At 64.5% G+C, this 25,939-nt stretch carries 16 protein-coding genes; 12 read left to right on the plus strand and 4 right to left on the minus strand.

All coding sequences use genetic code 11. The features are described 5' to 3' along the window. The first annotated feature begins 76 nt into the window (after nucleotides 1-76). Together C8E96_RS16050 and C8E96_RS16055 are read left to right on the plus strand one after the other, a co-directional pair. Entirely contained in the window at nucleotides 77-1,228 is a 1,152-nt protein-coding gene (locus C8E96_RS16050) for a glycoside hydrolase family 3 N-terminal domain-containing protein (RefSeq protein ID WP_228770244.1), read from the plus strand. A 42-nt stretch (nucleotides 1,229-1,270) separates the two neighbouring features. Further along, nucleotides 1,271-1,600, plus strand: a complete 330-nt coding sequence (locus C8E96_RS16055; protein WP_091383088.1) for a TfoX/Sxy family protein — start codon at nucleotides 1,271-1,273, stop codon at nucleotides 1,598-1,600. A 1-nt stretch (nucleotide 1,601) separates the two neighbouring features. Here C8E96_RS16055 and C8E96_RS16060 read toward each other — a convergent pair whose 3' ends face one another. Continuing rightward, nucleotides 1,602-2,507, minus strand: coding sequence for an MBL fold metallo-hydrolase (locus tag C8E96_RS16060; protein ID WP_091383085.1), 906 nt, complete (start codon nucleotides 2,505-2,507; stop codon nucleotides 1,602-1,604). A gap of 27 nt (nucleotides 2,508-2,534) precedes the next feature. After that, complete coding sequence (locus C8E96_RS16065) at nucleotides 2,535-4,034, minus strand: serine/threonine-protein kinase (RefSeq protein ID WP_228770243.1); 1,500 nt, start codon at nucleotides 4,032-4,034, stop codon at nucleotides 2,535-2,537. A 55-nt stretch (nucleotides 4,035-4,089) separates the two neighbouring features. On the opposite strand from C8E96_RS16065, the gene C8E96_RS16070 reads away from it, so the two are divergent. Both C8E96_RS16070 and C8E96_RS16075 read left to right on the plus strand, forming a co-directional pair. Beyond that, complete coding sequence (locus C8E96_RS16070) at nucleotides 4,090-4,824, plus strand: SAVMC3_10250 family protein (protein ID WP_133794501.1); 735 nt, start codon at nucleotides 4,090-4,092, stop codon at nucleotides 4,822-4,824. 40 nt (nucleotides 4,825-4,864) lie between these two features. Continuing rightward, a complete protein-coding gene (locus C8E96_RS16075) occupies nucleotides 4,865-5,194 on the plus strand; it encodes a TfoX/Sxy family protein (protein ID WP_091383079.1) in 330 nt (109 codons plus the stop codon). A gap of 39 nt (nucleotides 5,195-5,233) precedes the next feature. Here C8E96_RS16075 and C8E96_RS16080 read toward each other — a convergent pair whose 3' ends face one another. Continuing rightward, nucleotides 5,234-5,575: a hypothetical protein gene (locus C8E96_RS16080; protein ID WP_091383078.1), complete on the minus strand. Its 342-nt coding sequence runs from the start codon at nucleotides 5,573-5,575 to the stop codon at nucleotides 5,234-5,236. Between the two features lie 107 nt (nucleotides 5,576-5,682). Further along, nucleotides 5,683-6,225 carry a DUF6907 domain-containing protein gene (locus C8E96_RS16085; protein WP_133794503.1) on the minus strand — a complete coding sequence of 181 codons (543 nt, stop codon included), beginning with the start codon at nucleotides 6,223-6,225 and terminating at the stop codon, nucleotides 5,683-5,685. Nucleotides 6,226-6,768: 543 nt separating this feature from the next. On the opposite strand from C8E96_RS16085, the gene C8E96_RS16090 reads away from it, so the two are divergent. The 8 genes from C8E96_RS16090 to mads8 all read left to right on the plus strand — a co-directional run bounded on the left by C8E96_RS16090 (nucleotide 6,769) and on the right by mads8 (nucleotide 25,920). Next, the gene (locus C8E96_RS16090; RefSeq protein WP_143025300.1) at nucleotides 6,769-7,248 is read left to right on the plus strand and encodes a hypothetical protein; all 480 of its coding nucleotides are present in this window, start codon (nucleotides 6,769-6,771) and stop codon (nucleotides 7,246-7,248) included. Continuing rightward, nucleotides 7,215-7,643, plus strand: coding sequence for a DUF2399 domain-containing protein (locus C8E96_RS16095; RefSeq protein ID WP_228770242.1), 429 nt, complete (start codon nucleotides 7,215-7,217; stop codon nucleotides 7,641-7,643). The genes C8E96_RS16090 and C8E96_RS16095 overlap by 34 nt, the downstream gene beginning before the upstream one ends. A gap of 895 nt (nucleotides 7,644-8,538) precedes the next feature. Next, nucleotides 8,539-10,656 carry an AIPR family protein gene (locus C8E96_RS16100; protein ID WP_091383067.1) on the plus strand — a complete coding sequence of 706 codons (2,118 nt, stop codon included), beginning with the start codon at nucleotides 8,539-8,541 and terminating at the stop codon, nucleotides 10,654-10,656. 199 nt (nucleotides 10,657-10,855) lie between these two features. Then, nucleotides 10,856-13,012, plus strand: coding sequence for a methylation-associated defense system DNA methyltransferase MAD2 (gene mads2, locus C8E96_RS16105; protein ID WP_091383065.1), 2,157 nt, complete (start codon nucleotides 10,856-10,858; stop codon nucleotides 13,010-13,012). Then, complete coding sequence (gene mads5 / locus C8E96_RS16110; RefSeq protein WP_091383063.1) at nucleotides 13,009-14,427, plus strand: methylation-associated defense system restriction endonuclease subunit S MAD5; 1,419 nt, start codon at nucleotides 13,009-13,011, stop codon at nucleotides 14,425-14,427. Before mads2 ends, mads5 begins: the two co-directional genes overlap by 4 nt. Beyond that, nucleotides 14,427-18,728 (plus strand): methylation-associated defense system protein kinase MAD6, encoded by a 4,302-nt coding sequence (gene mads6, locus C8E96_RS16115; RefSeq protein WP_091383060.1) that lies wholly within the window; start codon nucleotides 14,427-14,429, stop codon nucleotides 18,726-18,728. The genes mads5 and mads6 overlap by 1 nt, the downstream gene beginning before the upstream one ends. After that, entirely contained in the window at nucleotides 18,719-20,374 is a 1,656-nt protein-coding gene (gene mads7, locus C8E96_RS16120; RefSeq protein ID WP_091383057.1) for a methylation-associated defense system protein MAD7, read from the plus strand. The genes mads6 and mads7 overlap by 10 nt, the downstream gene beginning before the upstream one ends. Next, on the plus strand, nucleotides 20,371-25,920 hold the full coding sequence (gene mads8 / locus C8E96_RS16125; RefSeq protein WP_133794505.1) for a methylation-associated defense system ATP-binding protein MAD8: 5,550 nt from the start codon (nucleotides 20,371-20,373) through the stop codon (nucleotides 25,918-25,920). The genes mads7 and mads8 overlap by 4 nt, the downstream gene beginning before the upstream one ends. Nucleotides 25,921-25,939 lie beyond the last annotated feature (19 nt).

The raw sequence follows: 25,939 nt of genomic DNA on the forward strand, positions 1-25,939 counted from the left end.
GTGCTGGCCCCGACGATCCTTTCACCCCTCGGGTGACCGCGCTGGTGCCAGGGGGTCGTGGGGGTGACAATGCCGGGTGGCTTCAAACGGGCCGGGCAGGCGCGACGTGCGCCGGATCCTGGTGGCGATCGCCCTCGGCGGGATCGTCGCCACGGTCCTGCCTGGGCCGGGCGTGGTGCCGGGGACGCCCGTCGCCCAGGTGTCGACCGCCACCCAGTTCGTCCCGGCCGGGGCGACGCCGAGGCCGTGTCTGTGGCGGATCGCCGCGATGGCGCCGCGGGCGCGGCTCGCGCAGCTGCTGATCGTCGGGGTGGACCCGACCGGTCCGGCCCAAGCGCTCGCGGCGGTGCGCGACGCGCAGGTCGGGGGGATCTTCCTCGGCGGTGAGGCCACGGAGATGCTGGTCGACGGGCGACTGGCCGAGGTGACCTCGGCGGCCGTGCTGCCGCTGACGGTGGCCGTGGACGACGAGGGTGGCCGGGTTCAGCGCCTCGACCGGCTCGACGGCGACCTGCCCAGCGCTCGGGACATGGCGCGGACGATGACCGAGGGGCAAGTCCGCGGCCTGGCCCGGGACCGGGCGGGCCGGATGCGCGCCAGGGGAATCACGCTCGACTTCGCCCCCGTCGTCGACATCAGCGCCGCGCCCGCCCCGACGGTGATCGGAGACCGGTCGTTCAGCGACGACCCGGCCACGGCCACCCGCTACGCGGGCGCGTTCGCCGACGGACTGCGCGACGGCGGGATGCTGCCCGTCCTCAAGCACTTCCCCGGCCACGGCCACGGCTCGGGCGACTCGCACAAGACGGCCGTGCGCACCCCCGCCCTGGCCGACCTGGGCGGCGACCTGCACCCGTACCGCGAGTTGCCCAAGGCCGGGCCGGTGGCGGTCATGTTCGGCCACCTCGACGTCCCCGGCCTCACCGACGGCGTCCCCGCGTCGCTGCACGCGGCCGCCTACCGCCTGTTGCGCGACGATCTCCACTTCGGCGGCCTCACAGTCACCGACGACCTCGGCGCCATGCGCGCCGTCTCCGACCGCTACGACCTGCCGGACGCCGTGCTGCTCGCCCTCCAGGCGGGCGCCGACATCCCGTTCTGGTCCTCCGGCGCCCGCCTGGCCGAGGTCCTCGACCGGCTCGAAGCGGCCCTGCGCGACGGGGAACTCGCTGAGGGCCGGGTCACCGAGGCCCTCGAACGCGTGCTGGCCGCCAAATCCGCGTGCTGAGTCACCTGGCGTGGGTACGGTCGCGGGTGGACTATTCGACCCATGGCTTACGACGAAGGACTCGCCACCCGCGTCCGGGACTTGGTCAGGGAGCTGCCGGGCATGGCCGAGAAGAAAATGTTCGGCGGGCTGGCGTTTTTGTTCCAGGGCAACATGTCTGTGGGCGTTCTCGGCGAGGCATTGATCGTCCGGCTTGACCCCGCGGACACCGAGGCCGCGCTCGCCGAGCCGGGTGTGCGGGTCTTCGACTTCACCGGCAGGCCGATGAAGGGCTGGGTGCTGGTCGACCCCGAAGCCCACGCCGAGGACGAAGACCTGCGCCGCTGGGTCGACGTCGGTGTCGAGTACGCCTGCTCACTGCCGCCGAAGTGAGTCAGAACGCGACGGGGACGCCCCGGGGCAGCTGCACCAGGCGCGTCCCGTAGGCGTCGGCCAACTGGGCCACGTCGTCTAGGAACCCCGGCCAGTCCAGGCGCGCCACCGGCCGCGGCGGCTCGCTCAGCGGGCGGAAGAAGTTGTCGTGGTGACACGGGATGATCACCTTGGGGCGCAGCTGTTCGCCCAGCCGCCGGAAGTACCCCTCGGTGCCCTGCCGGGCCGCCAGACACGCGATCAGCACGTCCACCGGTTCCTGGCGGGCGAGTGGGGCGTCCTCGATCCCGGCGCTGGTCTGCAGGTGCAGCGACAGCCCGCCGACCTCGACCCGGTAGGCGAACACCTGCCCGCGCGGCCACCGGAACACCGTCTTCGGCATTCCCTCGCCGCGCAGTTCGATCACGTCGATCCGGCTCGCGATCGGCACCGTCCCGTGTCGCGAGGCGATGGCCTCCACGGTGAACGGGCCGATGGTGACTCGGCTTCCGTCCTCGACCGGGTGGAGCTGTTCGTCGGGGACGCCCTGCCTGCGGCAGATCTCCGTGGTCGTCGTGCTTCCGTGCACCACGCATCCGGGGTTGGCCTTGGCCAGCGGAGCGACGTCCATGGCGTGGTCGAAGTGGGTGTGCCCGACGAAGATCCCGGACACCTCGCCGAAGGTTCGCTCGACCAGCGCGTGATCGGGGCGCGCGGGGCGGAACAGGGTGTCGCGCAGGCCGGGGTTGCTGGCGTACGGGTCGAAGCAGATCCGCTCACCGTCGACGTCGAGGATGAACCCGGCACAGCCCGTCCAGGTGATCGACCCGCCCGACTTCTCCTTGAGCCAGCCCGGTTCGGGCGCGGTGGTGGGAAACACCGGCGCGGGGCCGGACACCATCAGTGGCAGCACACACGTCAGGCACATGCGCCGACCCTACCCACGGTCGGACCGCTAGGCGCGCCAGATGGTGATCGCGAGCTGGTAGTACTGGCTGCGTTCACCTGGGTCGGGTGCCTTCTTGACCTCGACCAGCGCGACTCGCTGCGCGGTTAGGACACAGAACTTGGTGCCCACCACGACGTCGTCGAACTTGGTCGTCAGGGCGTAGCGGGTGTCCGTGACGCAGGTGCGGTGATCGCCGGTCTGGTCGTCGTCCAACAGCACCACCTCAGCGTTGCTGAACGAGATCCCGTTGTCGTAGATGTGGGCTATGTCAGGGGATCCCTCCCAGCGGACCATGGTTGTCGGCTCAGCCAGGTTGACGCCATTGCCGAGGGCCAAGTCCACAGCGTCGACCCGCGTGAGGACTTCCGGATCGTCGCTGTTGGCCTTGCTCCCACCTCCTGCCGCAGAGGTGCCCGGCGTGGACTGCCCGGGCGTCTTCTCGTCGAAGGCCCCGGCGATGGCGGCGGCGCCGACACCCGATCCGATCGCGAGCGCTGCCATCCCGACCGCCGCGGCGACTCGGAAGCGTGACCGCTTCGGCGGTCGCGGAACCGGGGGGACCGGCGTCACCGCGATCCGGCTCACCGCGGCCGCGACCGCGGGCGGCAACCAGCCGTCGCCCATGTGCAGCTGCGTTCCAGTCGAGGCCTGCCTGCACAGCTCGATCACCTGGACCGGCGACGGGCGCTGCCGGGGATCCTTGGCCAGGCACCGAGTCACCAGCTCCCGCAGCTGCGGCGGGCACGTGGCCAGGTCGGGTTCCTCTTCGAGGATCCGGTACGGCACAGCGGGATCGAGCCCGCCGCCGAAGGGAAGTTCGCCTGTCGCCGCGTACACGGCGAGGGAACCCAGCGCGAAGATGTCGAGCGCGGGAGTGGCTGGTTGGCCGCGAACCTGTTCCGGGGCCATGAAAGCCGGTGTCCCCACGCGGATGCCCGCCTGCGTGACCGAGGTCGTGTCGACCGCGCGGGCGATGCCGAAGTCGATCACCCGTGGCCCGTCGGCGGCGAGGATCACGTTGGAGGGCTTCAGATCCCGGTGCACGACATTGGCCGCGTGGATGGACTGCAGCGCCTCGGCCACCCCGGCGACCAGGATGAGCACGCTCTCCGCGGGCAGCGGCCCGTAGACGCCGACCGCCTGCTGCAGCGAGGGCCCGGCGACGTAGGCGGTGGCCAGCCACGGCTGCTCCGAATGTGGATTCGCGTCGATCACCGGGGCGGTGTAAAGCCCCTGAACCCGTTGCGCCGTGGCCACTTCCTGCTCGAACCGCCGCCGGAAAGCCGGGTCGGCCGCGTATTCGGCTCGAATGACCTTGAGCGCGATCGGCCGTCCCCCAGGGGTGTTGGACAGATAGACGCGGCCCATCCCGCCCTCGCCAAGGCAGGCCCGCAGCCGATAGCCCCCGACCTCACGAGGGTCATCCGCCTGAAGCGGCCGGTGCGCGGCGAGTTCGGCCCAGCGGGGCTGGGTCGGCACCGCCTCGGTCGGTCCATCAGGGGTCACGCGCGCCTCCCGGAGTCGACCCAGAGTAGCGTGATCGACACGGTGAGGAGGAGCGTTGCGCGAACTCGTATACCTGTCGGACCGCAAGCTGGAGCAGTTCCTGCCTGCCCTGCGGTCCATGTGGCCGCGGCCGAAAGTCAACATCAAGACCCCGGTTTTGGAGATCGGGGTCGAGCCGACACCGGAAGCCGAGCGGAGCAAGCTCAAGCAGCTGGCCAGGGTCATCGGCCACATCGAGCGCACCGCCCGCTGGTACACCGACCCGGGTGCGGTGGCGGGCCAGTGGGTCCACTTCGAGGCGCCACTGAACTACCTGGTCCTCGACGGCGGACCCGTCCCCGGCATGACGCTCTTCGTCGACCGCGCCGGGGGACACCCGGAGGCCGGCCGCTCGCGCCTGGTCCTGCACTGCTCCGGCACCCACCTGCGGATCGAGGACCGCCCCCGAACCGTCGTCCCGCCCGCGGGCCAGGCCGTGGAACCCGCTCCCCACAGCGGAAGCGGCGCGGGCGCGTTCACCGCGAACACGATCGATCTGCTGCTCGGCGTCCTGCGCGCACAGCCGCCCGCCACGGATGGGACTTCGGTGGTGCCCGCCCCGAGCGCGGGCAGGCATCTCCCGGCCGCCACGGCTGAGCTGCTGCGGACCATCGACGGCCGGACACATCCGGAGACTGCCGCCTGGATGGCCGGGTACGCCCGGATCACCGCCAACTTCGTCGGTCCGGGCTCAGTCCGCCACGTGATAGCCAGCCCGCTCTACATTGAGTACGCCCTGCCACCTCGGTGACTTCGGGCCGATCTCAGCGCCGCCGGAAAGGAGTCCTGCGATGGCATACGACGAAACGCTCGCCACGAGGGTCAGGGGACTGATCGGCGACCTGCCGGGAGTGACCGAGAAGAAGATGTTCGGCGCCCTCGTCTTCTTCTTGCGGGGAAACATGTCCTGCGGTGTCTACGGCGACGGCTTGATCGTGCGGATGTCGCCCGACGATTCCGCGGCGGCCTTGGCCGAACCTGGCGCACGGGTACCCGAGATGGGTGGGCGCCCGATGAAGAACTGGGTCCAGGTCGAGCCGGACCACCTCGCCGACGACGGCGACCTGGACGGCTGGGTCCAGCGGGGCGTCGCCTACGCCGGAACCCTGCCCGCCAAGTGATCGCGTTTCGGTGACGGCTCGGCACGCGGCCCATTCGGGTCAGAAACTGACGTTCCCCCCGATATCGCGGGCCTGCACGACCTTGCCGCTGACATTCCCGGAAATCTGATTGTTCACCGCGCCATTGTCGGCATGCTGCTGAGTCGCCACCCACAGCGAACGCAACTCGTCAGAGAAGCCCGGGTCAGCCGCCGCCGCCTTCTCCAACTCAACCGCCAACGCCTCGACCTCAGCGGACCCAGGCGCCGCCCCCTCGGCAGCCTCCAACGCCGCCTTGGCCTCTGCACGTGCGCTGAACTTCTTCTTCACCAAGTCGTACAGCGACATCACCGACTTCCCAGCAAGCGCGGCGGCGATCGAGACCAACACTGGCTCCGGCATGTCCGCTCCTCCATGTGGCTGCCCAAACGAACCCACCGTACCAACGTGAACCCGACCCAGTGCGCGGATGCCGCAGGTTGGCCCCTGGGCCGGCCTGCGGCATCAGGTCACGCGGCCAGGATCCGCTCGCCGATGTCCTCACCGCGGGCAATGGCCGCCGCCTGCGTCAGCGTGGCCGCCAACTCCAGCGCCTCGGCGGGCGTGAGGTACACCCCTTTATTGGTTTCGCCCTTCCCGCACCAGATCCGTGCCTCACGCTCGCGTTCACCTTGCAACAACCACAGCGAGACACAGTCGGGCTGGTACGGCACGCCTTCGTAGTATTTCTGGCCCTCCGCCAGGATGAGCGAAACCTTGCCCTGCCACTGCGACAGGTGCGACCGGTCGTCCGGGTGGTCATTGTCGCTGTGGTACCTGGAGCACCAAGACGGGCAGGGGCCAGACCTCCAGAACAGGTCTGGCGTGCACACGCGGGCGTGTTCGTCCGCGCAGGCCACCAGTTCCATCCCGGCGAGGGTCACAACTGCCGGCGTCAGCGGCACACGACCACACCGCACGCAGGTGTCCCTGGCCCGCTGGCGGTCATCAAGCGACGCGACATCGGTCGGCGCCCGTCCGTCACCGATGATCCTCATTGGCGTTGTGTTCATCGAACGTTCCACCCATCTTTTGACGTCAAGCGCGACACGCCGCGTTCCATTCACGCGATCTGGTGAAGCACTTCAAGGACTGGCCTCAGGAGCCGTATTTGGGTATGTCGCATCCCTAAATCCCGAGGCGACGATCAATGCGTGACTACCTGGCTCCGACCACCCTGGAAGCGGTCGAGCGGAGGTTCACCGAGTTGACCGCCGATCCGGCGCCGCTGACCCTCGACTTCACCGGGACCGCCTGCGGACTGCCCGACGGACCGGTACGACTCGACGATCTTCGGGTGGCCATGCTCAAGCGCCAGACCGGCCGCCACGCCAAGGACGCGGTGTGGTCCCAACTCGTCCGCCGTGCGCAAGACGTCGGTGAACCGTGGACCACCGCCGCGATCGGCATGGCGATGCCCGCCCTCAAAAGAGATCCGAGTTGTCACCGACGAGATCGGTCGACTCGAGCCCGGCGCCCACGACGCGCCACCCGCCCTGCACACGCGTGTCGCCGGAAGCAGGCTGGGACGATCGGGGGCTCCACTGTGGAGAGTGGTGGACTTCGTCTCGGGCGTAAGCGACACGGACCGTGCGGGTATCGAGGCGGCGATGGAGGCCGCGGGCATCCTCGACGCGTGGGTGACCCCTGACGGCCGACTGTTGGACACCGATGACACCACGATTGTCGCCCAGGACGCCGTCCCCGGACCCGCGTTGGCCTCTGTCCTGGTCCCCGCAATCGATCCTGCCGACGACCACGCTGCCACGCTGACCGAGACCGGGATCAACGCTGTGCTGCGTGCCATCGGGCTCGGCCCGAACGGTTCGACGTGGGTCGACGTCGACGGCCGGTTCGCGATCGGCGTGCTTTCCGGTGCATGGCATAAGGATTCGGCGATCTACATCGGTGAAGGTGCCCGCGAGTCCGCCCGCCGCGGCCGACTCGCGGACCTGCGATCCGAACTGGAACGACTTCGCCAGGCGCGCACCGAGTTCTCGGATTGGCCCGCGAGGCAGGGGAGCCCAGCGTCCTGACCCTGCGCCAACTCGGCAGCGACCCGACGCTCGGTGTCGGCGCTCGGCGGGTCTGGATCTGCGAGAACCCGATCGTCCTCGCCACCGCCGCCGACGAACTGGGCGCCGACTTCACCTACCACGGCGACTTCGACTGGGGCGGAATCCGCATAGCGAACCGCCTGACCCAGCACTTCCATTGGCGCCCTTGGCGTTTCGACACGCTGGCCTACAACCACACCCTCGGGCGATCGATGGGCCAGGCATTGGCGGGCCGTCAAGCGGTCGCGGTGTGGGATGCCGACCTGTCCCCACGCTTGGCCGAGGCGGGGGCGGCAGATCATGAGGAACTCCTCCTCCCAGACCTGGTCACCGACCTCGCCGAGGTTCATTCGGCGGACATCCGATCTGGCTGATCCTTCTCACACGCCAGTGGCTCCGGCCCCGGGCGGTGCTTGTAGGTCCCGCTCACCAGGCCGGTCTCCGTGTCCGTGCCCCATGCGCGTTGGTGTCAAGACCCCGCGCGACTATCTTTGTCGGTCAAGATCGCCCGCAGTTCGTCACACTCGGCCTGCCTGCGCTGCAGGTCGGGCAGCAGGGCAAGCGTGTCGGCCTCGTTCATCGTCGCGATTGCACAGGATCGATCGTGGTAGGTCACGCCATTTCATGGACCTCGCCGTCATCGATGAGAATCGGCGCGCCGCTCGCCAAGGCCGCGCGGCGCACTCGGTGGCGATTGCGCGGTAGAGCTGCTCGTGGGGATCGGACGTCTGCGACAATGCCTGTCGATGACAACTCTCAAATCCGACTCCCGTACGGAACTCCGAAGCTGTTTCGACGGCTGTCAGTGCCGAGCGCGAGGCGCCATTCCAGTGGCGGATCGAGACGCCCCTAATCCCCGGGTGTGCGTCAGACCGAGAGCTATGCGCGGGCACTCATCAAGGTTGGTTGCTCGTTCCATAAACCGGATCTCAAGTCATCGACTACTCGTTGCCCGACGAGACTCCCGGTGTCTTTCTCGACTTTTCCGGCCTGTAGTGCCTGGGTGGACAATGAGGGAAGACGTACAGCGCTTCATCACCACGACGAGGTCACCAAACTGGTTCTGTCGCCTGCGAAGACGACTGACCTGATCCTCACGCCACCCCACCGCCAAGTCCGCCTTGCTGCACACCACCAAGAAGCCGTGATGCCGCACCCACGGATGAGGGGCGGCGGGCACCCAATCGGGCATCGGAGAGTAACGAGACCACTTCTCGTTGAGACACACCGATAGACTCGCGAAGGCGATGATCTTGAGGGGAGCGGCGGATGAGCGTGGTGCATGTCAGGTATGTCCGGAAGGCGATCGAGGATCGCTTCACGAACCTGATCGACATGTCGGACAAGACGGGCATTCCGTTAGACAAGCGCCACCAGGAGTTCCTCAGCCGTGGCCTGGCGGCGCTGGCGGTCCAGGCCGAGCACCCGTGCAGCGATCCGGACGCCTCGCTTGGCGTCTTCGATGGTCGGGATGACTGGGGACTGGATGCCATCGCGGTCGACACCCGCGCCTCCCAGCCCCGGATCTGCCTGGTCCAGGCCAAGTGGAGCGATCGGGCGAAGGGTGGCTTCGGGCACGACGAGGTCCACAAGATGCTCCACGGCCTGGACCTCATCCTCGATCTCGAGTTCGCGCGGTTCAACCTCCGCTTCCAACGCCATGTGAGCGCGCTGGAACAGGCTTTCGACCTCGGCACGCCGAAGATCACTCTAGTTCTCGCGCTGATGCGAACGGATCCCCTGAACCAGGACGTTCGTCAACTCCTCGAAGAGAAGATCGCGAAGTACAACCAGGTCGAAGAGATGGTCGACTACAAGTTTCTCGACCTGCAGGACTTCCACCGCACGATCCTCGGTGACGCGGCGGCGCCGAGAATCGAAGCGAGGATGCGCCTGGAGGGTTTTGGGCACGAGACTGTGCCGTACAAGGCCATCTACGGGACGATGACCGTGCCTAATATCGCCGACCTGTTCACTGAGTATCGGCGCGGCCTTTTCGCCAGGAACATCCGAGACTCCCTGGACCTGACTGATGTCAATGTCAAGATCAGAAACACGCTGCTTGAGCAGCCAGAACACTTCTGGTACTTCAGCAACGGCATCACCGTACTCTGCGACTCGATCAAGTCGCTGGGCAAAGCGGTGCCCGGCGGGGTCGCTGAGTTTCAACTAGCCGGGGTCAGTGTGGTCAACGGGGCGCAGACGGTGAGCGCGATCCACAAGGCGTACACACATGATCCCGACACTGCCCAGCGTGGGCGGGTGCTCGTGCGTCTGATCTCTTTAGAGGATTGTCCAGAGGGCTTCGGGGACAAGGTCACCACGAGCACGAACACGCAGAATCCGATCGAGGATCGCGACTTCAAGTCGCTTGATCCCGTGCAGGCCAGACTTCGGGACGAGTTTGTCCTCGTCCTCAGCTTGCGTTACGTGATCAAGCGGGGCGAGCCTCGTCCGGAACCCGAACACGGCAGCTCGATCACGGAGGCCGCGGAGGCGCTGGCGGCCGCTCACACCGAAGCCGTGTACGCCGCTCTCGCCAAGCGCGACCTTTCCGAACTTTGGCAGGACGACGTGTACGTGGAAATCTTCGGCTCGGCTCCGAATGTTCACCGGGTGTGGCGGTGCGTGCTGTTGCTGCGCGCAGTCCGGGCACGGCTTGCCGAACTGCGCGACGGGCTCCTGTCGCGCGCGATGGCCGTCGCGGGGTACGGCGACCTGCTGATCACGCACGTCATTTACCGGCAACTCAATACCCAGGGCATCACCGATCCCGACACGGATTGGAATGCTCAACTCAGTCGCGTGCCCGCGCTGGTCGAAGACGCGCTGGCGTGGTGTCTGCACGCCATCGACGCGGAAATCGGGCCCAGCAGCCACATCGTCGCCGCGGTGCGCAACACCGAACGCATCCAACGGGCCGCACGCAGCGCGATCAGGGGCATGGCGTCAGGCCGGTCGGCTCCGGAACTCAACTCCGACTACCAGGTCTCCGGCGCCGAAGCAAAGGGTCGCCAAGTTGACGCGGCCAAGACTCTGGTCACCGCCAGGCGTATACCCGACGGGACAGCGCTTGAGTTCCGCCCCGTGACCCGGCCGGAGCGTCGGGAGATGGCGGAATGGTTGGCCGAGGACCCTTCCCGCAGCCTGGCCATCTGGCGCAACAGTGCGAAAGATCAACTCCAGTGGCAGGCGGACGGGCAGTGGTACTCGCCCAGCCGGTTGGTTCGTGTGATGCGGAAGATGGCCTCTGGAAAGGACCAGTCGGTCCAAGGAACCCTCAACTGGTATGTGCCCGATGAAGGTTCATTGAAGGACCTCGCAGACAATGTTCGAGCCGAAAAAGATCTTGTGGCCGACGAAACCGAGGCGCCGGAAATCGTGTGAGTCGAGTGCTGGACGGCTTGTCAGGCGGCGCCTTGTCAGAGGTGGCCGGTAGGCTGACCGATCTCGGGGGCCACGGTGACCCTTGCCGCCTTGAACAGGGCTTTTCTCCTGGTCGACGGCCTTGAACTCGCCGCAGTAGACCGACGGCGCTGGTCGAGCCCGGCGGCGTCGGAGCGCAACACGGAAGAGTGGACGACTGATGCAAGACCAGTGCCTGGACCTGGACATTCCGCAACGCCCCATCAACGAGGACGAGCCCGCGGTCTCGGAGGAGGGCCCCAAGGTCATCACCGTCGGGGAGTACGAGGTAGTCGACTACATCACAGGTAGGCCCATCAAGGAGACTCCCAAGGAGAAGGTTCGCCAGAGAGTGGCCCGCGCGCTCTTCCATGAGCACGGCATCGCCCCCAGCGACATGGAGCGTGATTACGCGGTCAGGGTCCGGAACCAAGACAGCCGCACCAGCAACAAGAGGGCCGACATCGCGATCTTCGCGCACGGCGCCCCGCATACCGAGGAGAACCTGCGCCGGGTTGTGGTGTGTAAACCGGAGCCGAAGCGCGGCAAGAACGTCATCAAGCTGCGCGAGCCTGCGCAGGCTCAGAAGGACTTGGACGAGCTTAAAGCCCTGATGGGCCATGACGACCGGCCCGGTTGTGTCGACGGACTGTGGACCGACAGCGTCGACTTCTTTTTCCTGAAGAAGAAGATCAACACTTTCGGCGCGACATACGAGTTTCGCAGCGAGTGGGACGTTGCGCCAGAGAGTCTGGGTAGCCGCACGGTAGCCTCTCATCAGAAACTGCGGCGCGCGGACCCGGAGATGCTGAAGATCTCGTTTCGGCGTTGTCACAACTACATTCACGGTAATGAGGGAATGCCCAAGGATGCGGCCTTCTGGCAATTCCTCTATCTGCTCTTCGCCAAAATGTACGACGAGCGCGTAAGTCGAGGTACCGGGCGGGCTCGCTTTCGGACGGAGATGGCAGAGCCGTTCAGCGAGGAGGAGTTTACGCCGCTCAGGGAGCGGATCCTGGCGTTGTTCGAGGACGTGAAGACCGAATACAAATCGGTTTTCAAGTCGTCGGATGAGATCACGCTTTCCGATCGCGCGCTCAGTTTTATCGTTTCTGAGCTTGGACCCTACGACTTGAGTGCCACCGATGTTGATGCGAAGGGTCTCGCCTACCAGGAACTCGTTGGCACCAACCTGCGGGGTGACCGTGGGCAGTACTTCACCCCACGCGGTGCGGTCAAACTCATGGTCGAGATTCTTGATCCCCAGGAGGATGAGAACGTACTTGATCCGACGTGCGGCACCGGGGGATTTCTTACAGAGACGCTGAATCACTTTCATCACAAATGGCAAAAAGAGGAAGGGACGTTCGGCTTCCCTGACACCGAGGAACAGCAAGAGCGTTTCCGCGACCGGTTGAATGAATATGCCGACGAGCACCTGTTCGGGGCCGATTTCGATCCATTTCTGGTTCGAGCGACAACGATGAATATCATGACCCTCGCCAACACCACGGGAAATCTCTTCCATATGGACTCGTTGGCTTTCCCGCGCGGCCATCTGTCCGGCGTCGACTTGGCCAGGGACAGGATTCCGTTGGGCAAGGTGGTGGATGTGCTCCTCACCAATCCGCCATTTGGGGCCGACATCCCGATCAGTGATGAGTCGGTGCTCGGCGATTTCCGGGACGGTGTAGCCAAGTCCTGGGGGCGCGACAAGGAGACTGGCATGATCGTGGTGAACCCAAACGCGATGCCGAAGAGCATGGCTCCCGAGCAACTGTTCATCCAGCGCGCCATAGAGTGGGTCAAACCGGGTGGCCGAATCGGCATCGTCCTCCCGAACGGCATCTTGTCCAACCCTGGGCCAGCCGACGAGGGCGTGCGCCGCTACATCTTGGAGCAATGCTGGGTCTTGGCAAGTATCGAACTGCCAGTGGAGACATTTATTGTCGACGCAAATGTCAATATTCTGACCACCCTGCTGTTTCTTAAGCGGAAGACGGAGCAGGAGATCATGAACAGCCGTATGGGCTCAGAAAAGCCGTACCCGGTGTTCATGGCGGTGGCCGAGAAGGTTGGCGTCGATCGACGCGGTAACGAGTTGTACAAGCGTGAGGCAAATGGCGACATCATCACGGAGACGACCGTCGAACGTGAGCGCATCGAGATCAACGGGCAGGACGTGGTTCGGGAATTCACCCGTAGTCGCAAAGTCGTCGACAATGATCTGCCGATCATCGGGCAGAAGTATCGCGAGTTCCGTGACAAATATCCGATCCCAGGGGCGGACCCGCGTGACAGGCGATCACCTTCGGCGCGAGTGGTGGCGAAGGCGTGAAACTCGTTGACTTGAGCAACCCGGTCACTTCAGAGTGGCTGGCTGATCAGAGCTTTCGCCTGGACCCATCGCCGTATTTGTCCGGGGCGTTGGAGGCGCGGAAGTTGCTTGAGAGGCTGCCGAACACTGTGACCCTGGCGAGCGTCACCCGTGGATTCAACGGCGGTATCTTCAACGGGCCGAAATTCAGCCGGGTCTATTTGGATGACAATCAGCATGCAGTGCCATTTCTTGGTAGCACGGACATGCTCGAAATGGATTTCACCTTCCTGCCCAAGTTGAGCAAGGGGGTGGCGACACGGTTGCCGTATCTGGAAGTACAGCCTGGGATGACCCTCGTCTCGTGTTCTGGGACGATCGGACGTATGGCCTACGTTCGGCCGGATATGACAGGTATTTGGTCCTCGCAGCACGTCATGAAGGTAGCCCCGAACCCGGAGCGGATCTCCGCTGGTTACCTCTACTCGTTTCTGCGGAGTCGTTACGGCGTGCCGATGATCGCGAGTTCCGCGTACGGTGCGATCATTCAGCACATTGAGCCACACCACATCGCTGACTTGCCGGTGCCGCGGTTCGATGTAGCGCTCGAGCACGAAATCCACGACCTGGTGGAGCAGAGTGCCGAGCTTCGTGCGGGCTTTCAGACAGGGCTCGTCACCGCAACTGAAGACTTCTTCAAGAGCGTTGGTCTGCCCGAACTGATCGACTTGCGCTGGCACCAACGGGAACGGGATCTAGGCTTCGAGATCAACGGCCTGACGTCCACGACGTTGCGGGCGCTTAACTTCGCCCCCCGCGCCCGCCACATCATCGAGAGGCTAGGCGCATGGCGAGACACGGCGACGCTCGGCGAGATCTGCGACGGCGGCACGCTTCGTACCGGGGCGCGGTTCAAACGCATCGATGCTGATCCAGATCATGGTGTCCGCCTAGTGGGTCAGCGCCAGGCTTTCTGGATTCGACCCGAGGGGAGGTGGATCAGCGCTTCACAGGCACCCGCCGACATCATGCAGAAGGATGAAACGATCCTGGTAGCTGCACACGGGACTTTGGGTGAAAACGAGGTATACAGCCGTTCGATCCTGGTTACCGGTTCGTGGTTGGAGAACGCGTTCAGCCAAGACTTCGTCCGCGTTCTTAGCGGCGACCCCGATGTTCCGGGTGCCTACCTGTTCGCTTTTTTTCGATCTGAGGCGGCCTTTCGGATTTTCCGCTCCCTGAGTGTAGGCGGCAAACAGCAGGAGTATCACACCAAGCTCATGCGGGAGCTGCCGATTCCACTTGCTGTGCCCGCCGATCGCGATCGGATCGCTGAAACCGTGCGTAAGGCGTATCGCGATCGTGATCGTGCTGATGTCCTTGAGGATCAGGCCCTAGCCCTTCTAACCACCGCAATTGAGGAGGCCTCGGCCTGATGGGTGCCAGGATCGTTGCCGTCGGGGAGGCCGTCAACGACGCCGAGAGGAGCGTGATCGCGCATCTGCGCGATCACGCGCCGGATGATTGGACGGTCCTGCACTCGCTCGAAATTCCCGACCGCCGTGAACTTTTCGAGGTCGACCTCGTCGTGGTCACCGGGCATGCCGTGTACGTCATCGACGTCAAGGGCACTCGAGGTCGGATCGACGTAGTCGGCAGCCGATGGCACCCCGCCGGGCGGCAACCTTTCAAAAGCCCCCTGCCAAAGCTGCGCGGACACGCCAAACGGCTCAAGACTCTCCTTGAGAACGCCCGACCCCAGCTTTCCCGCGTCTACACCGTTGCTCTGGTCGTTCTTCCCGGGCGTGACGCCAGGCTTGTCGACCGCACCCCGGACGAGCGAGATCTGAAGGACACGGTGACGCTGGCGAACCTGATGGACCGCCTGTCCGACGCCAGTGTTGTACCGACCGACCGCCGCCCCGTCGATGCCGACATCTCCAGGCATCACGACGCCATCGTGGAACTCGTGGGGGGCACATCCCAGCGGCCATCCGGGCCGCTCCGCTTCGGTAACTGGCAGGTGATCGAACGGCTCAGTGAATCGCAGCGGGCGCCCGGCATCGACGTGCTCGACGAGTACCGAGCCAAGAACGCCCTGTTCGTGCAGGGTTCTGGAACTGTCCGGTTGTCCGTTCGCGCGGCCGACCCATACGCGGATGAGCGTGCGCGAACACTCCAGCTGCGGCAGATCGGCATTGCCTTCGAGGCGCTGGTCAAGCTGCCCGCGCATCCACACATCGTGGGGGTGCGAGACTTCTTCGCACTGGACGACGACAACGGCTATGTGACCGTCTACGACGATGTGCCCGGTCAGGCACTTCGTCTGTACCTCGACGGTTCGGTCGACCCACTCACCGTCGACGCCCGGGTTCGGACGCTGCATCACATCCTGCTAGGGCTCGCGCACGCGCACGGCAACCGGATCGTGCACCGGGAGGTCAGCCCATCCACAGTTCTGATCGCTCAGGACGGCCGGGCGCTGCTCACCGGATTCGACTATGCGAAGTCCACCACAGGTCCACGTGACTACACCGTGTCCACCGAGGCGTGGACAGCGGCGGAAAGCGCCTACCTGGCACCGGAATGCCTGAACGATCCGTCCAAGATGGATATGGCCGCCGACATCTATGCCGTCGGCGTCATGGGATTCGAGCTCCTCACTGGTCAGCCACCGTTCTCCTCCGCGACCGAACAGCTACATGCGAATGGGGAGTTGCCGCTCTCGCAGCTCCAGGAGGCGGGCATTCCCGCCGAACTGGCGCATTGGCTGAAGCTGCTGTGCGCATCCGATCCCAGGAAACGACTCACCGCCGCCAACGCGCTACGCCGCTTGAAGTTGGCGTTGGGAGCGGCACAGACTCCGAGAAAGCGCCTGACCCATGACAGCCCACCCTCTCCGCCCACCCCGCCAAGCGACGCGCTTCCCGCTTCTGATGAACCAGAGGGTCCACGTGACGCGGCCTTCTATAAGGACCTGCGCCCCGACTTTCAACTGGGCACCAAATACATCGTCCGCCATCGGCTCGGCAGGCCCGGCTCATTCGGCGTCGCCTACCGGGCCTACGACACGATCAGGAACATCGATCGGGCGGTCAAACTGGTTTTGCACGACCGTGACTCGCCGCTGGAGCGTCTCCGGCGCGAGGCGAGCGTGCTGGAGCGGCTAGGAGGCCACCGGCATCCCAACGTGGTGGCGATGGTTGACGCCGATCGGCTGCCGCACCCGGACTCCTATCCATATCTGGTATTCGAGTTCGTCGAAGGGAAAGACCTGAGCGAGGTCATCCGCGCGGGGCGGCTGGGCCCCGCCGATGTTCTACGCCTGGGCCTCGACGCCGCTATGGGGCTTGCTCACATTCACCGGCTGGGCGTCTGGCACTGCGACATCAAGCCAAGCAATCTGCTGTGGACCGACGACGGAGTCAAGCTCATCGACTTCGGCATCGCCAAGACCGCGGACTCGTCGGAAGGCCACACGCACACAAGCCCCCGCTATGCCCCGCCGGACTTGGACGAGGTCCCCGCCGACGGCAGCGGGTACGCAGACCGTGACGTATACGCGCTGGGCATCACCCTCTACGAGGCAATCACCGGCGGCCTGTATCCGTGGGAGAACGTTAGCCAGCCGCCCAAAGGTGTGCCTGGAGCCGACCCGCGCACAGTGTTCAGCGGCCTCAGCGATCTGGCGCCAGGTCTAGTGGAGATCCTGTTGCGGACAATCGATCCGCATCGGGGAAGGCGGTTCACCTCCGCCGAAGAATTGTTGCGAGCACTGCAGGCGCTCGACGGCGACGTCCGCGTTCCCACCACGCCGCGACCCGAGTCTGACGTCGCAGCCGAGGTTGTCGGGACCAGAGCCAAAGCGGACTTGTCGCGGTCCGAACCACCCAACACCAACGCATACGTGGAACACCTGCAGACGCTCTACAGCCAAAGCCGCCGAAGCAATCGCGGTACCCGCGGCCTCGACCCGAACGGCATGTCGGTCTACGTCGAGACCGCGCTTGACCGCGAACTCATCCCCGCATTGGGCGAGGGCAAACACGCCCTTGTAGTGATCACCGGCAACGCGGGCGACGGTAAGACCGCTTTCATCGAACGCTTCGAGCGCCAGGTCATGGACCTCGACATGGGTGCGCGGTTTGGCCCGAAACGGCACAACGGGAGCGATTTCACCCTCAACGGCCGGACCTTCCGCACCAACCACGATGGCAGCCAAGACGAAGGCGACTCGGCGGGCGACGACGTCCTGGAGGACTTCTTTGCGCCCTACGCGGGTGACCACAGCAAATCTTGGTCCGATACTAACGAGACTCGCCTGATCGCCATCAACGAAGGCAGGCTGGTGGACTTCCTAAGCCACCGCCGCGACCGCTTCCCGTGGCTTGCGCGCCTCGTCGACACAGGGCTCGCGGGTGGTCCCACCGACAATGCTGTCGCCGTGATCAATCTGAACGCGCGCGACGTGACAGTTCGCCCAGACAGTGACGAGACAGAGCCAGGCGACGAGTCGATCCTGGAGCGGATGCTCGACCGGATGACCGACGAGCGCTTCTGGGAATCCTGTGATTCCTGCGACCTGGCTCAGCGGTGCTACGCCTTGCACAACGCGCGGACCTTCAGCCATCCCGACGCGGGACCCCAGGCAAAACGGCGCCTGCGCCGAATCTATGAACTCACCCAGTTGCGTGGTCAGTTGCACGTCACTTTACGCGACCTGAGGTCCGGACTCGCCTTCGCTCTCACCTCTGGCCGCGATTGCGGAGAGATCCACGACCTGTATACCGCCGGAGACCCGCAGCCCATCCTCGACAGCTTCTACTTCTCCTCCCATTTGGGCACACCGCCCGCTGCCGGTGGTCAATCCCAGGAACGGGATCGACTTCTCACGCTGCTTCGGGAGACGGATGTAGCCCAAACTCCGCTACCGCAACTCGACCGGCGTCTCGACTATGTGGGACTGACCGCGGACGACCGCGCGCTGATCACTGTGGACGGTCGCGGTTCGTACGATCGCGAGTTGCTGGCGAGCCGGTTCAAGCAACTGGCTCGCTCGGCCGGGCTCCCCGCCCAGATCGCCGAGCATCGTAAGTACCTTGAAGCGGCGCGCAGGCTGCTGTACTTCGAGTTGCTCGACGAGGATCGCGCCGAGCGCATGCTGCCGTACCAGTCCGCGCTGCGCTTCCTCGGCCTTCTGTCGTCCCCTGGCAAAGCTGCCGCCGCACGCGACAACGTGTTGTTCGCCCTCAACAGAGGCGAGGGATTGGCCGCCCCGCAACGCATTGGTGACGCGCTGGCACTGAAGGTGCGAAACGTGCCACAGGGCACCATCCGCAGTTACCGTGTTTTCCCGGCCGCCGGATTCACCCTGGCACCAGGCGAGCCGCTGTCCTCCCCATACATCGAAAGCGGCCGCAGTGAACTCCGTCTTCGGTACGAAGATCCCGACGGTCGGCAGGGCTCGCGCGCGGAGCTGGCCATCCGCCTCGACCTTTTCGAGATGTTGCAGCGGTTTGAGCAGGGGTACCGGCCAGGCGCCGCTGACCTGCAAGGCCGGCAGCTTGCCCTCGCGGTCTTCAAGAACACACTGGCCGCCGTGCCGTACCAGGAGATCCTGCTCACCACCCACGGACACGATCTGCATCGAATTCGCCGCACCGAGGACAACGTCCTGCACATGGCCGACATCTCTGGCGCTGAGCCGGTAGCGGCCGAGGAGGAGAAGTGGCGCTGACCAGCGGACATGGCAGCTTCGACCATCCAGGGTTGACCCATGTCGACTACAAGTCCCTCGACATGGACCGGGTCCTCACGGCATTTCTCGCGCGGCTTTGGCATCGCGGCCTGCCCAGCAGGCTCAGCCGCGCCGGTGACCTCGACCTATCCGTGTTCGTCGACCGTGTACTCGAGCACCCCGAGGTGTTTCGTGGCTTCGACCAGGAGACCACAACCCGTTGGACCAGTACCCATCTTCTCGACATGGTCAGTCGTGGCCGGGCGGGCGAGGCAGTGGCAGGCACTCGGCCGCTGCACGGCTTGGCCTACCGATTCCGCAACAGCCGCAAGTCTCGCCCATATGGCGCAGACGAGCAGTTGTACGAAATGCTGACCTTCGCCGACACCGGCGCGCTCCAGGAGCTGGTGGGTTTTTTCTTCTCCGACGTGGACCGCGCCACCGGCCAGATCACCGCGGGACCTGACACAGACGTGGAGACGCAAGCACTGCTGCATTTGGTGACCAAGGCCTACGGCGAGGTCGAGGACCGCGCTGACGAAAGCAAACCGCGCAAGCCCCATCCGCCGCTGTGCAAGGAATCCGCGCTTCTGCTCGCCGAAGATGTGATGAAACTTCTGTATCACCGGCGGCACATGCCTCGCACGGTCCTGGTCGACTACCTCAAGGTGTTGTTCGCATTTCACTTGGCGATCTACCACCTGCGGTTAATCAAGCTGCTGCCGAAGGCTGTCGTGACCGGCTCGATGGACCCAACGTGCGCGGAAGGTCATCTGCAGGCACGTAACGGTGGCGGCACAGCCTACCTTTGTCCCAACCGGGTTCAGCTGTTCGTCGATGTAGAAGGTACCCCGGACACGGCAGCCGCGGTGCTGGCCGAACACAGTGTCGAAACGTGGTATCGGCGCATTCCCGCGTTCGTGCAGGCCACGTACACTGTGAAGAAGCTCGATGAGTTCGCCGAACACTTGGTGCACAAGCGGAACAAGCTCAGCTATCAGCCCGGCAGGTCCTTCTTCACGGTCGCCGAACTCCTGTCACTCCTCGGCAAGTCCCACAAATCCGCCCGCGACAGCTTTTTCGACGCCAAGTTGAACAGCGTGATGGATCAGCAAGATGAGCTACCCGCGGAGATACGGCAGATTGTCGACCTGAAGCTCGACCCCCTCACCGAGTACGTCGAAACCCTCATGTACTTCAAGGGCCACTCTCGTCGCGGATATATCGTTGAGTGCCTTGACTCGTTGATGCTGAAGAACCGGCCTGGCGCTTTGGTGGCGCAGCCGCGCGGCAGCGGCGAGCGCCGCCGGTTCGTACTTGACGCCCGACTGCTGGAAGTCCTGCTCCAGGTGTCGCTTCTTCGGCCTGGACCCGACGGAAACTGGCGTACGGATCCGATGCGCGTCGACGATTTCCTTGCCTTGTTGCGCAACCGCTACGGCCTCCACATCGACCGGCTGCCCGCTGGGGACGGTTTCGCGGGCGCGCAGCTTGACGATCAGGTCGCACTGCGAGCCAATTCCGCCGCTTTCCTCCAACGCCTCCGCGAGATCGGTTACTACCAGGACATGTCAGACGCCTACCTGACGCAGACGATCACACCCCGATATGCCATCGGTCACAACGGAAGTGCTGAGCTGCGATGACTGCCGGAACCGGACTCACCGAACCCACCGCGGCTGACCTTCGTGACGCACTGGAAGGGGTTCTCGCACCGAAGCTCGCCGCCATGCTCGCCGCGCGTACGGCTGGCCACTGCATGCGAGCGACTGATGTGGACGCAGACCTCGCGGCGAACATTGTGCGCAGGCTGCGCGGTGCAGCGAGCCCGAACGCGGAGATATGTCTACTTGGAACCGACCGCGACACATCGGATGGCAGCCCGACGCGCGACGTAACAGTCACCAGCACCAAGCTGGTCGAACTGCGCAACCGCATCGAGAGCGACAGCCAAGCCACTGGTCCGCTGCTGGTCTTTGTGCCACCAGGCTTGCGGGTCAGCGCTGAAGACTCCTTCGGGGTGGCGACTTTCGAAGACGTGTCCCTGGCCGACGGCTATGACCTTCTAGCCGCGCGACTCCTCGATGAGGTGCCCGCGCGGCTGCGTCCTTCCGTCGACGATCTGTTTGCCGAGGTTGGTCACTTCGCCGGCGCACGCATCCGTGCTTCCTTCCTGCTGACGCTCAAGCAAAACAGTTATGACGATTACGCGGCGGGGGGAACTATCTACCACTTCGGCCTCGTACCGGACTTCGAACTCTTCACCTCACAGGGGACCGTGCGCGAGCGGGCAGGCCGCAACCGAGACCTTGTTACGAAACTGACCGAATCCACCAAATCCGACCGCCAGCGTGTGCTCGGCCTCGGATTGACTGACGCGGAATTCGCCGGAAAGCTCGCCGACTTCGCGTCACGATGCGGGCTGGACGACCCCTACGCGTGGACCCGGCGGATCGTCCTCGACCGGGAGAACTGGGGGCTATCCTTCGGTAATTGGCGCACCGCGGATCGGCGGCGGGCGACGGTGTCGGTGGAAATCCAGGACCTCGGACTCCCGCGCTCCGGCGATGTTCCGGGCGATCTTGAAAGTCATCCCGCGCTGACTGCCATTGCAGGGCAGGCGTACCTGCTGGCAGGGCATAGAGGCACCGCGGAGATCACAGCCCAGTTCGCCGTTCAACCGGATCCTCGCAAGGTCGAGGGTCTCACCCGATTCCGCGTGGAGATCGTCTCCGAGACAGGCGGTCTGGTCGGCCGCATCGCGCACGTCTCGGTCGGCAAGACCGCCAAGCGTAGTTATAAGGCCGTGCTCCGCAAACTCACCAAGATCGACTGGGATGAGGGTTGGCATTTCGTCAAAGTCACTCCCCTCGATGAGGATGATCAGCCCCTCGACGTCGAGCCCATCGATCACGACACACCGGGTGGAGAGAGCGAACGCTTTTATGTCGTCCCCGACGCGGCTACAGAGGAACCGCCTGAACGCAGTGCGGGTCGCTATGACGGAGTCGTGCAGGCTCTTCGCACGCTTGAGTTAAGGGCGCTGGTCCAGGGCGACGACCCGACGCGCATCGCGTTGGGCGACGTCCGTTGGAAGACGGCGGGGGGTAAGAACGTCCAGCCCGTTGTCGACGCCGGTGTGAGTGGTGCGGGACGAATCGAAATCCGGTTGTCGCCTACCCTAGCCGGTCTCCAACAGAGCCTGCTCGAATCGCCGGAACGCATCGGACTCCAGCAGCTGAGCGTCTCGCCGACGGGCACTCACGACAACGGTCGCGACGGCGACGACATCCTTGAGGATTCGGTCACTGGGCGGGTCGCGGATGCCTATGGCGCTTTCATCGCCGCCCGGTCTGCGTACTTCGCGGCAGTACGCGGAGGGGAAGAGGGAACCGGCGTTCGGCCGCTTGTCATCGAAGCATGTGAACTTGCTGCGGTGCGCGACGAACTTGCCGCGTACGCCGAGACGTATGCTGAACTCGTCGCTGCCCAACTGCAGCAGGTGGAGCGATCCGACGATCAAGAGCGCGCGTCGTCGCTGCGCCAGCTCGCGCGAATCCTGCAGACGGACTGTGTCGCTGTGTCCCTTACCGACGGGCTCGGCGAGCGGCACCATTTGATGCTCGTCTCACCGACACATCCCCTGCGCGCCTTGTGGCTTACCACGTGGGACGCACTCGGTCGGGACTGGGTCAAAAGACTCGCTCACACCGACAAGAAGAACGTCATCTCCGCGCAGGGGTCTCTTCTTGACGCACTGGCTCCGCTGGGCTTTCCCTTCGCTGTTCCCCGTCAAGACGGGCGCCTGCTTGTGGCGAGCGACAGTTTGACCCCATATTGGGGGATCTACTTGCCCGAGGAGGTCGAGGATCCCCGCGGCTTGATCGGTAGGCTCACGTCGGCGCTCGGGCTCCCTTCGCGGCCTGCCACGGGATCGGCATCCACCGGCCTATCTGGAAAAGTTCTGGCAGATCGCGTCGAGCGCTATGTCCGTCTGCACCCATACGTTCGCACGTTGGTGATGAACGTCGTGAACCCCGGGCGCGGCGAGCTTCTGGCCGACATGCTCATCGAACTTCAGCGTCGTCCGGCGACCCGGAACCTTCACCACAACCTGCGACTCTGCGTCGGTGACCCGGAGGCGCCCGAGGCTGGAGACGCGCTGGCCGCGTTGCTCAGCTCTCAAGAGCGGATAGTGGAAGCCGAAGCAGAAGCTTTCCTGCATCCGGCCGGAACGGCACAGGAGCAGAAGCTTGTCTTCTCTGTCCGGTCCGTCGACGAATTCACCAGTTCGCCGTCATCCTTTGACGCACACCTCACTATCCTCATCGACGCCTTCGGCGGGGAGCGTTTCGAGTCTGCTGAACACAAGGACATCGCTTACGCGCCGGTGCATGGCCTCATGCAGGCCACCACCACTCGCTACTCCAACGAGGACCGGCACATCGCCTGGATCAAACAGCCGCGATACGGAACCGCGTTGCCGGTGGACGAAGCAGACGACCTGACCACGCTGCTGGGCCGGCTGCCTGCCCTCGTCGCATCCGCCGCCGCTACCGTGGCGACTGCCGGACGTGCCCCGCGGAACGTGCCGTGCGCGGTTTTGTCCCTCGATGTGCCGGACCGCGAATTGCTCTACCAGGCCCACCAGGTCAGCGACTGGGTGGTGACCATCGACCGGACCTTGGGTGTTGAGTACTTCGACCACTCCGCGGGCGACGGCGGGCCCGAGTACATCATCGACTACGTGCCCCAGGGCGTAGCCGGGCTCGGCCACCAAATCATGGTCAGCTCGAAGTCCGTGGACGAGTTGCGAGCTTTGCTCATGCCCGTAGCGGAGCAACATGGACTCAACGTCGACTCGCGCCACCTGCACACGTTCTTCGACCAGCTGCGGCAGCTCTCCGGCAATCTCGCGTTCAAGCTCGCGTCCGCGGCATCAACGCAGCGCACCGAGGTCTTCGGTCTCGCTCTGGCTCGTCTGTTTCTCGATTACCAGGGCGTACTGAACAATCAGATTGTTGTGCCTCTCGACGCCCATCCAGAGCTGTACCGCGAGCTGCGCAGGCAGGCCGAGGAATTCGGTGAGGCTCTCTCCTTCAAGCGGAGCGATCTGGCTCTGTTCCACATCGACGGAAAGACCCATGAGATCACGTGCCGCCTCATCGAGGTGAAGTGCTACACGGCCTTGCACGATGTTGGGGCGTACCAGCAACTCAAATCCAAGATCGCCGAGCAGCTCGAACACAGTCAGCGGGTCTTGGCCGTGAACTTCGACCCGCTACGCAGTCTCCCGGACCGCGTCGATCGCGGTGTGAAGAATCTTGAGTTGTCATCGATACTTCGGTTCTACCTCGATCGCGCCTACCGGCACGGCACCATCCAGCGGTCAGTCTGTGACACCGCACACCGGTTGCTGGACTGCCTCGATGAGGGATACGAGCTGACATTCACCCGCAGTGGGTTGATCTTCGACCTTGCGCGGCCGGGAACAGACCGGGAACTCGACCATGGTGTGGAGTTTCACCGCGTCGGCCTTGACCTCATCACCGAACTCATCGACGCGATCCCCACGGTCCAGAAACTACCTTCGCGGACTGGTGGTGCCCTGGATCAGACGGACGAGGACGGAGAGGCCGCAGTCAGCGATCTCACTGATGTAGATGCTTCGTCTGCGACATGGTCTCAGGTCGACCTGCGTGTTCCTCGGATCGCGGACGCGGCATTCCGTGCCCCTCAGGACAAGGAACACGCCCGGGAACCCGGCGTGGCTCGTGCATTCCTTCCTGACGCTCCGCACGCGGACGATGGCAGGTCGACGGTCGCACCTGCAAGGGCTCAAGAACGGCAGGAACCAGGCGATCGGGATGCCTCAGATCAGGAGGAGACGATCACGAACGGTCCACTTTACGAGGGGCCGCCAGCTGGCGAGGCCGCCGCGCCGGCGAAAGACACGCTTGCTGAAGAAGCGGCCGTCGTCGCGTCGCACATCGCGGCGGATGTGTTTCTGGGAGTCGCGCACCCATCCCCCCAGTTCGGAATCCTCGGGGATGCGGCGGGCAGGTTCATTGGTCTTGACCTCAACGAGACACACACGATCAGCCTCTTCGGCGTTCAAGGCGGCGGAAAGAGCTACACGCTGGGCAGCATTGTGGAGGCGGCTTGTCTTCCCGCGCCCCCGGTCAACGAGCTCCCGCATCCGCTGGCAACTGTGGTCTTTCATTACAGTCAGACTCAGGACTACGCGCCGGAGTTCACCAGCATGGTGCGGCCCAATGATGTCGAGGAACAGCTGAAGACCCTTAAGGAACGCTACGGCGCGGAGCCGAGGGCGTTGGAGGATGTGGTTCTGCTCGTTCCTGTCGATCAGCTCAACCAGCGCCGAGCTGAGTACCCAGACATCGACGTACAGCCGCTGAAGTTTTCATCCAACGAACTCCAGGCTGCCCATTGGCGATTCTTGATGGGAGCGGTCGGAAACCAGTCGACATACATTCGTCAGCTGACCCAGATCATGCGGGCACACCGCAACGATCTGAGCCTCGCGGCCATCCGTCAAGGTGTCGACAGTTCAGGGTTGCCCGATCATCTCAAGAATCTCGCCCAACAACGCCTGGACCTTGCTGCGGAGTACATCGACGACTCAGTGCGCCTGACGACGTTGGTCCGCCCTGGCCGCCTCATCATCGTCGACCTGCGCGATGAGTTCATTGAGAAGGATGAAGCGCTGGGGCTGTTCGTGGTTCTGATGCAGCTGTTCGCCGAGGCCCGTGACGGTGATCGGCACTTCAACAAGCTTGTTGTGTTCGACGAGGCGCACAAGTACATAGACAGCCCCGACTTGGTTGCAGGACTTGTCGAGACAGTCCGCGAGATGCGGCACAAGGGCATGAGCATCCTGGTCGCCAGCCAGGATCCGCCCTCGGTGCCGATTTCATTGATCGAACTGTCGGACCACATCATCTTGCACAAGTTCACCTCGCCCGCCTGGCTCAAACATCTACAGAAGGCGAACGCGGCCTTGTCCGGTCTGACCTCGGAGCAGATGTCCCGACTGCAGCCGGGAGAAGGGTTTGTGTGGGCGAGCAAATCAACGGACCCAGCCTTCACCTACGGAGCAATACGCATGCGCTTCCGGCCACGTGTCACGCGGCATGGTGGCGCCACCAAGACGGCTGCCGGAGGCCGGTGAATTCGGCGACTTTGACAGC

The sequence above is a fragment of the Actinokineospora alba genome, assembly GCF_004362515.1.
Taxonomy (GTDB): Bacteria; Actinomycetota; Actinomycetes; order Mycobacteriales; family Pseudonocardiaceae; genus Actinokineospora; species Actinokineospora alba.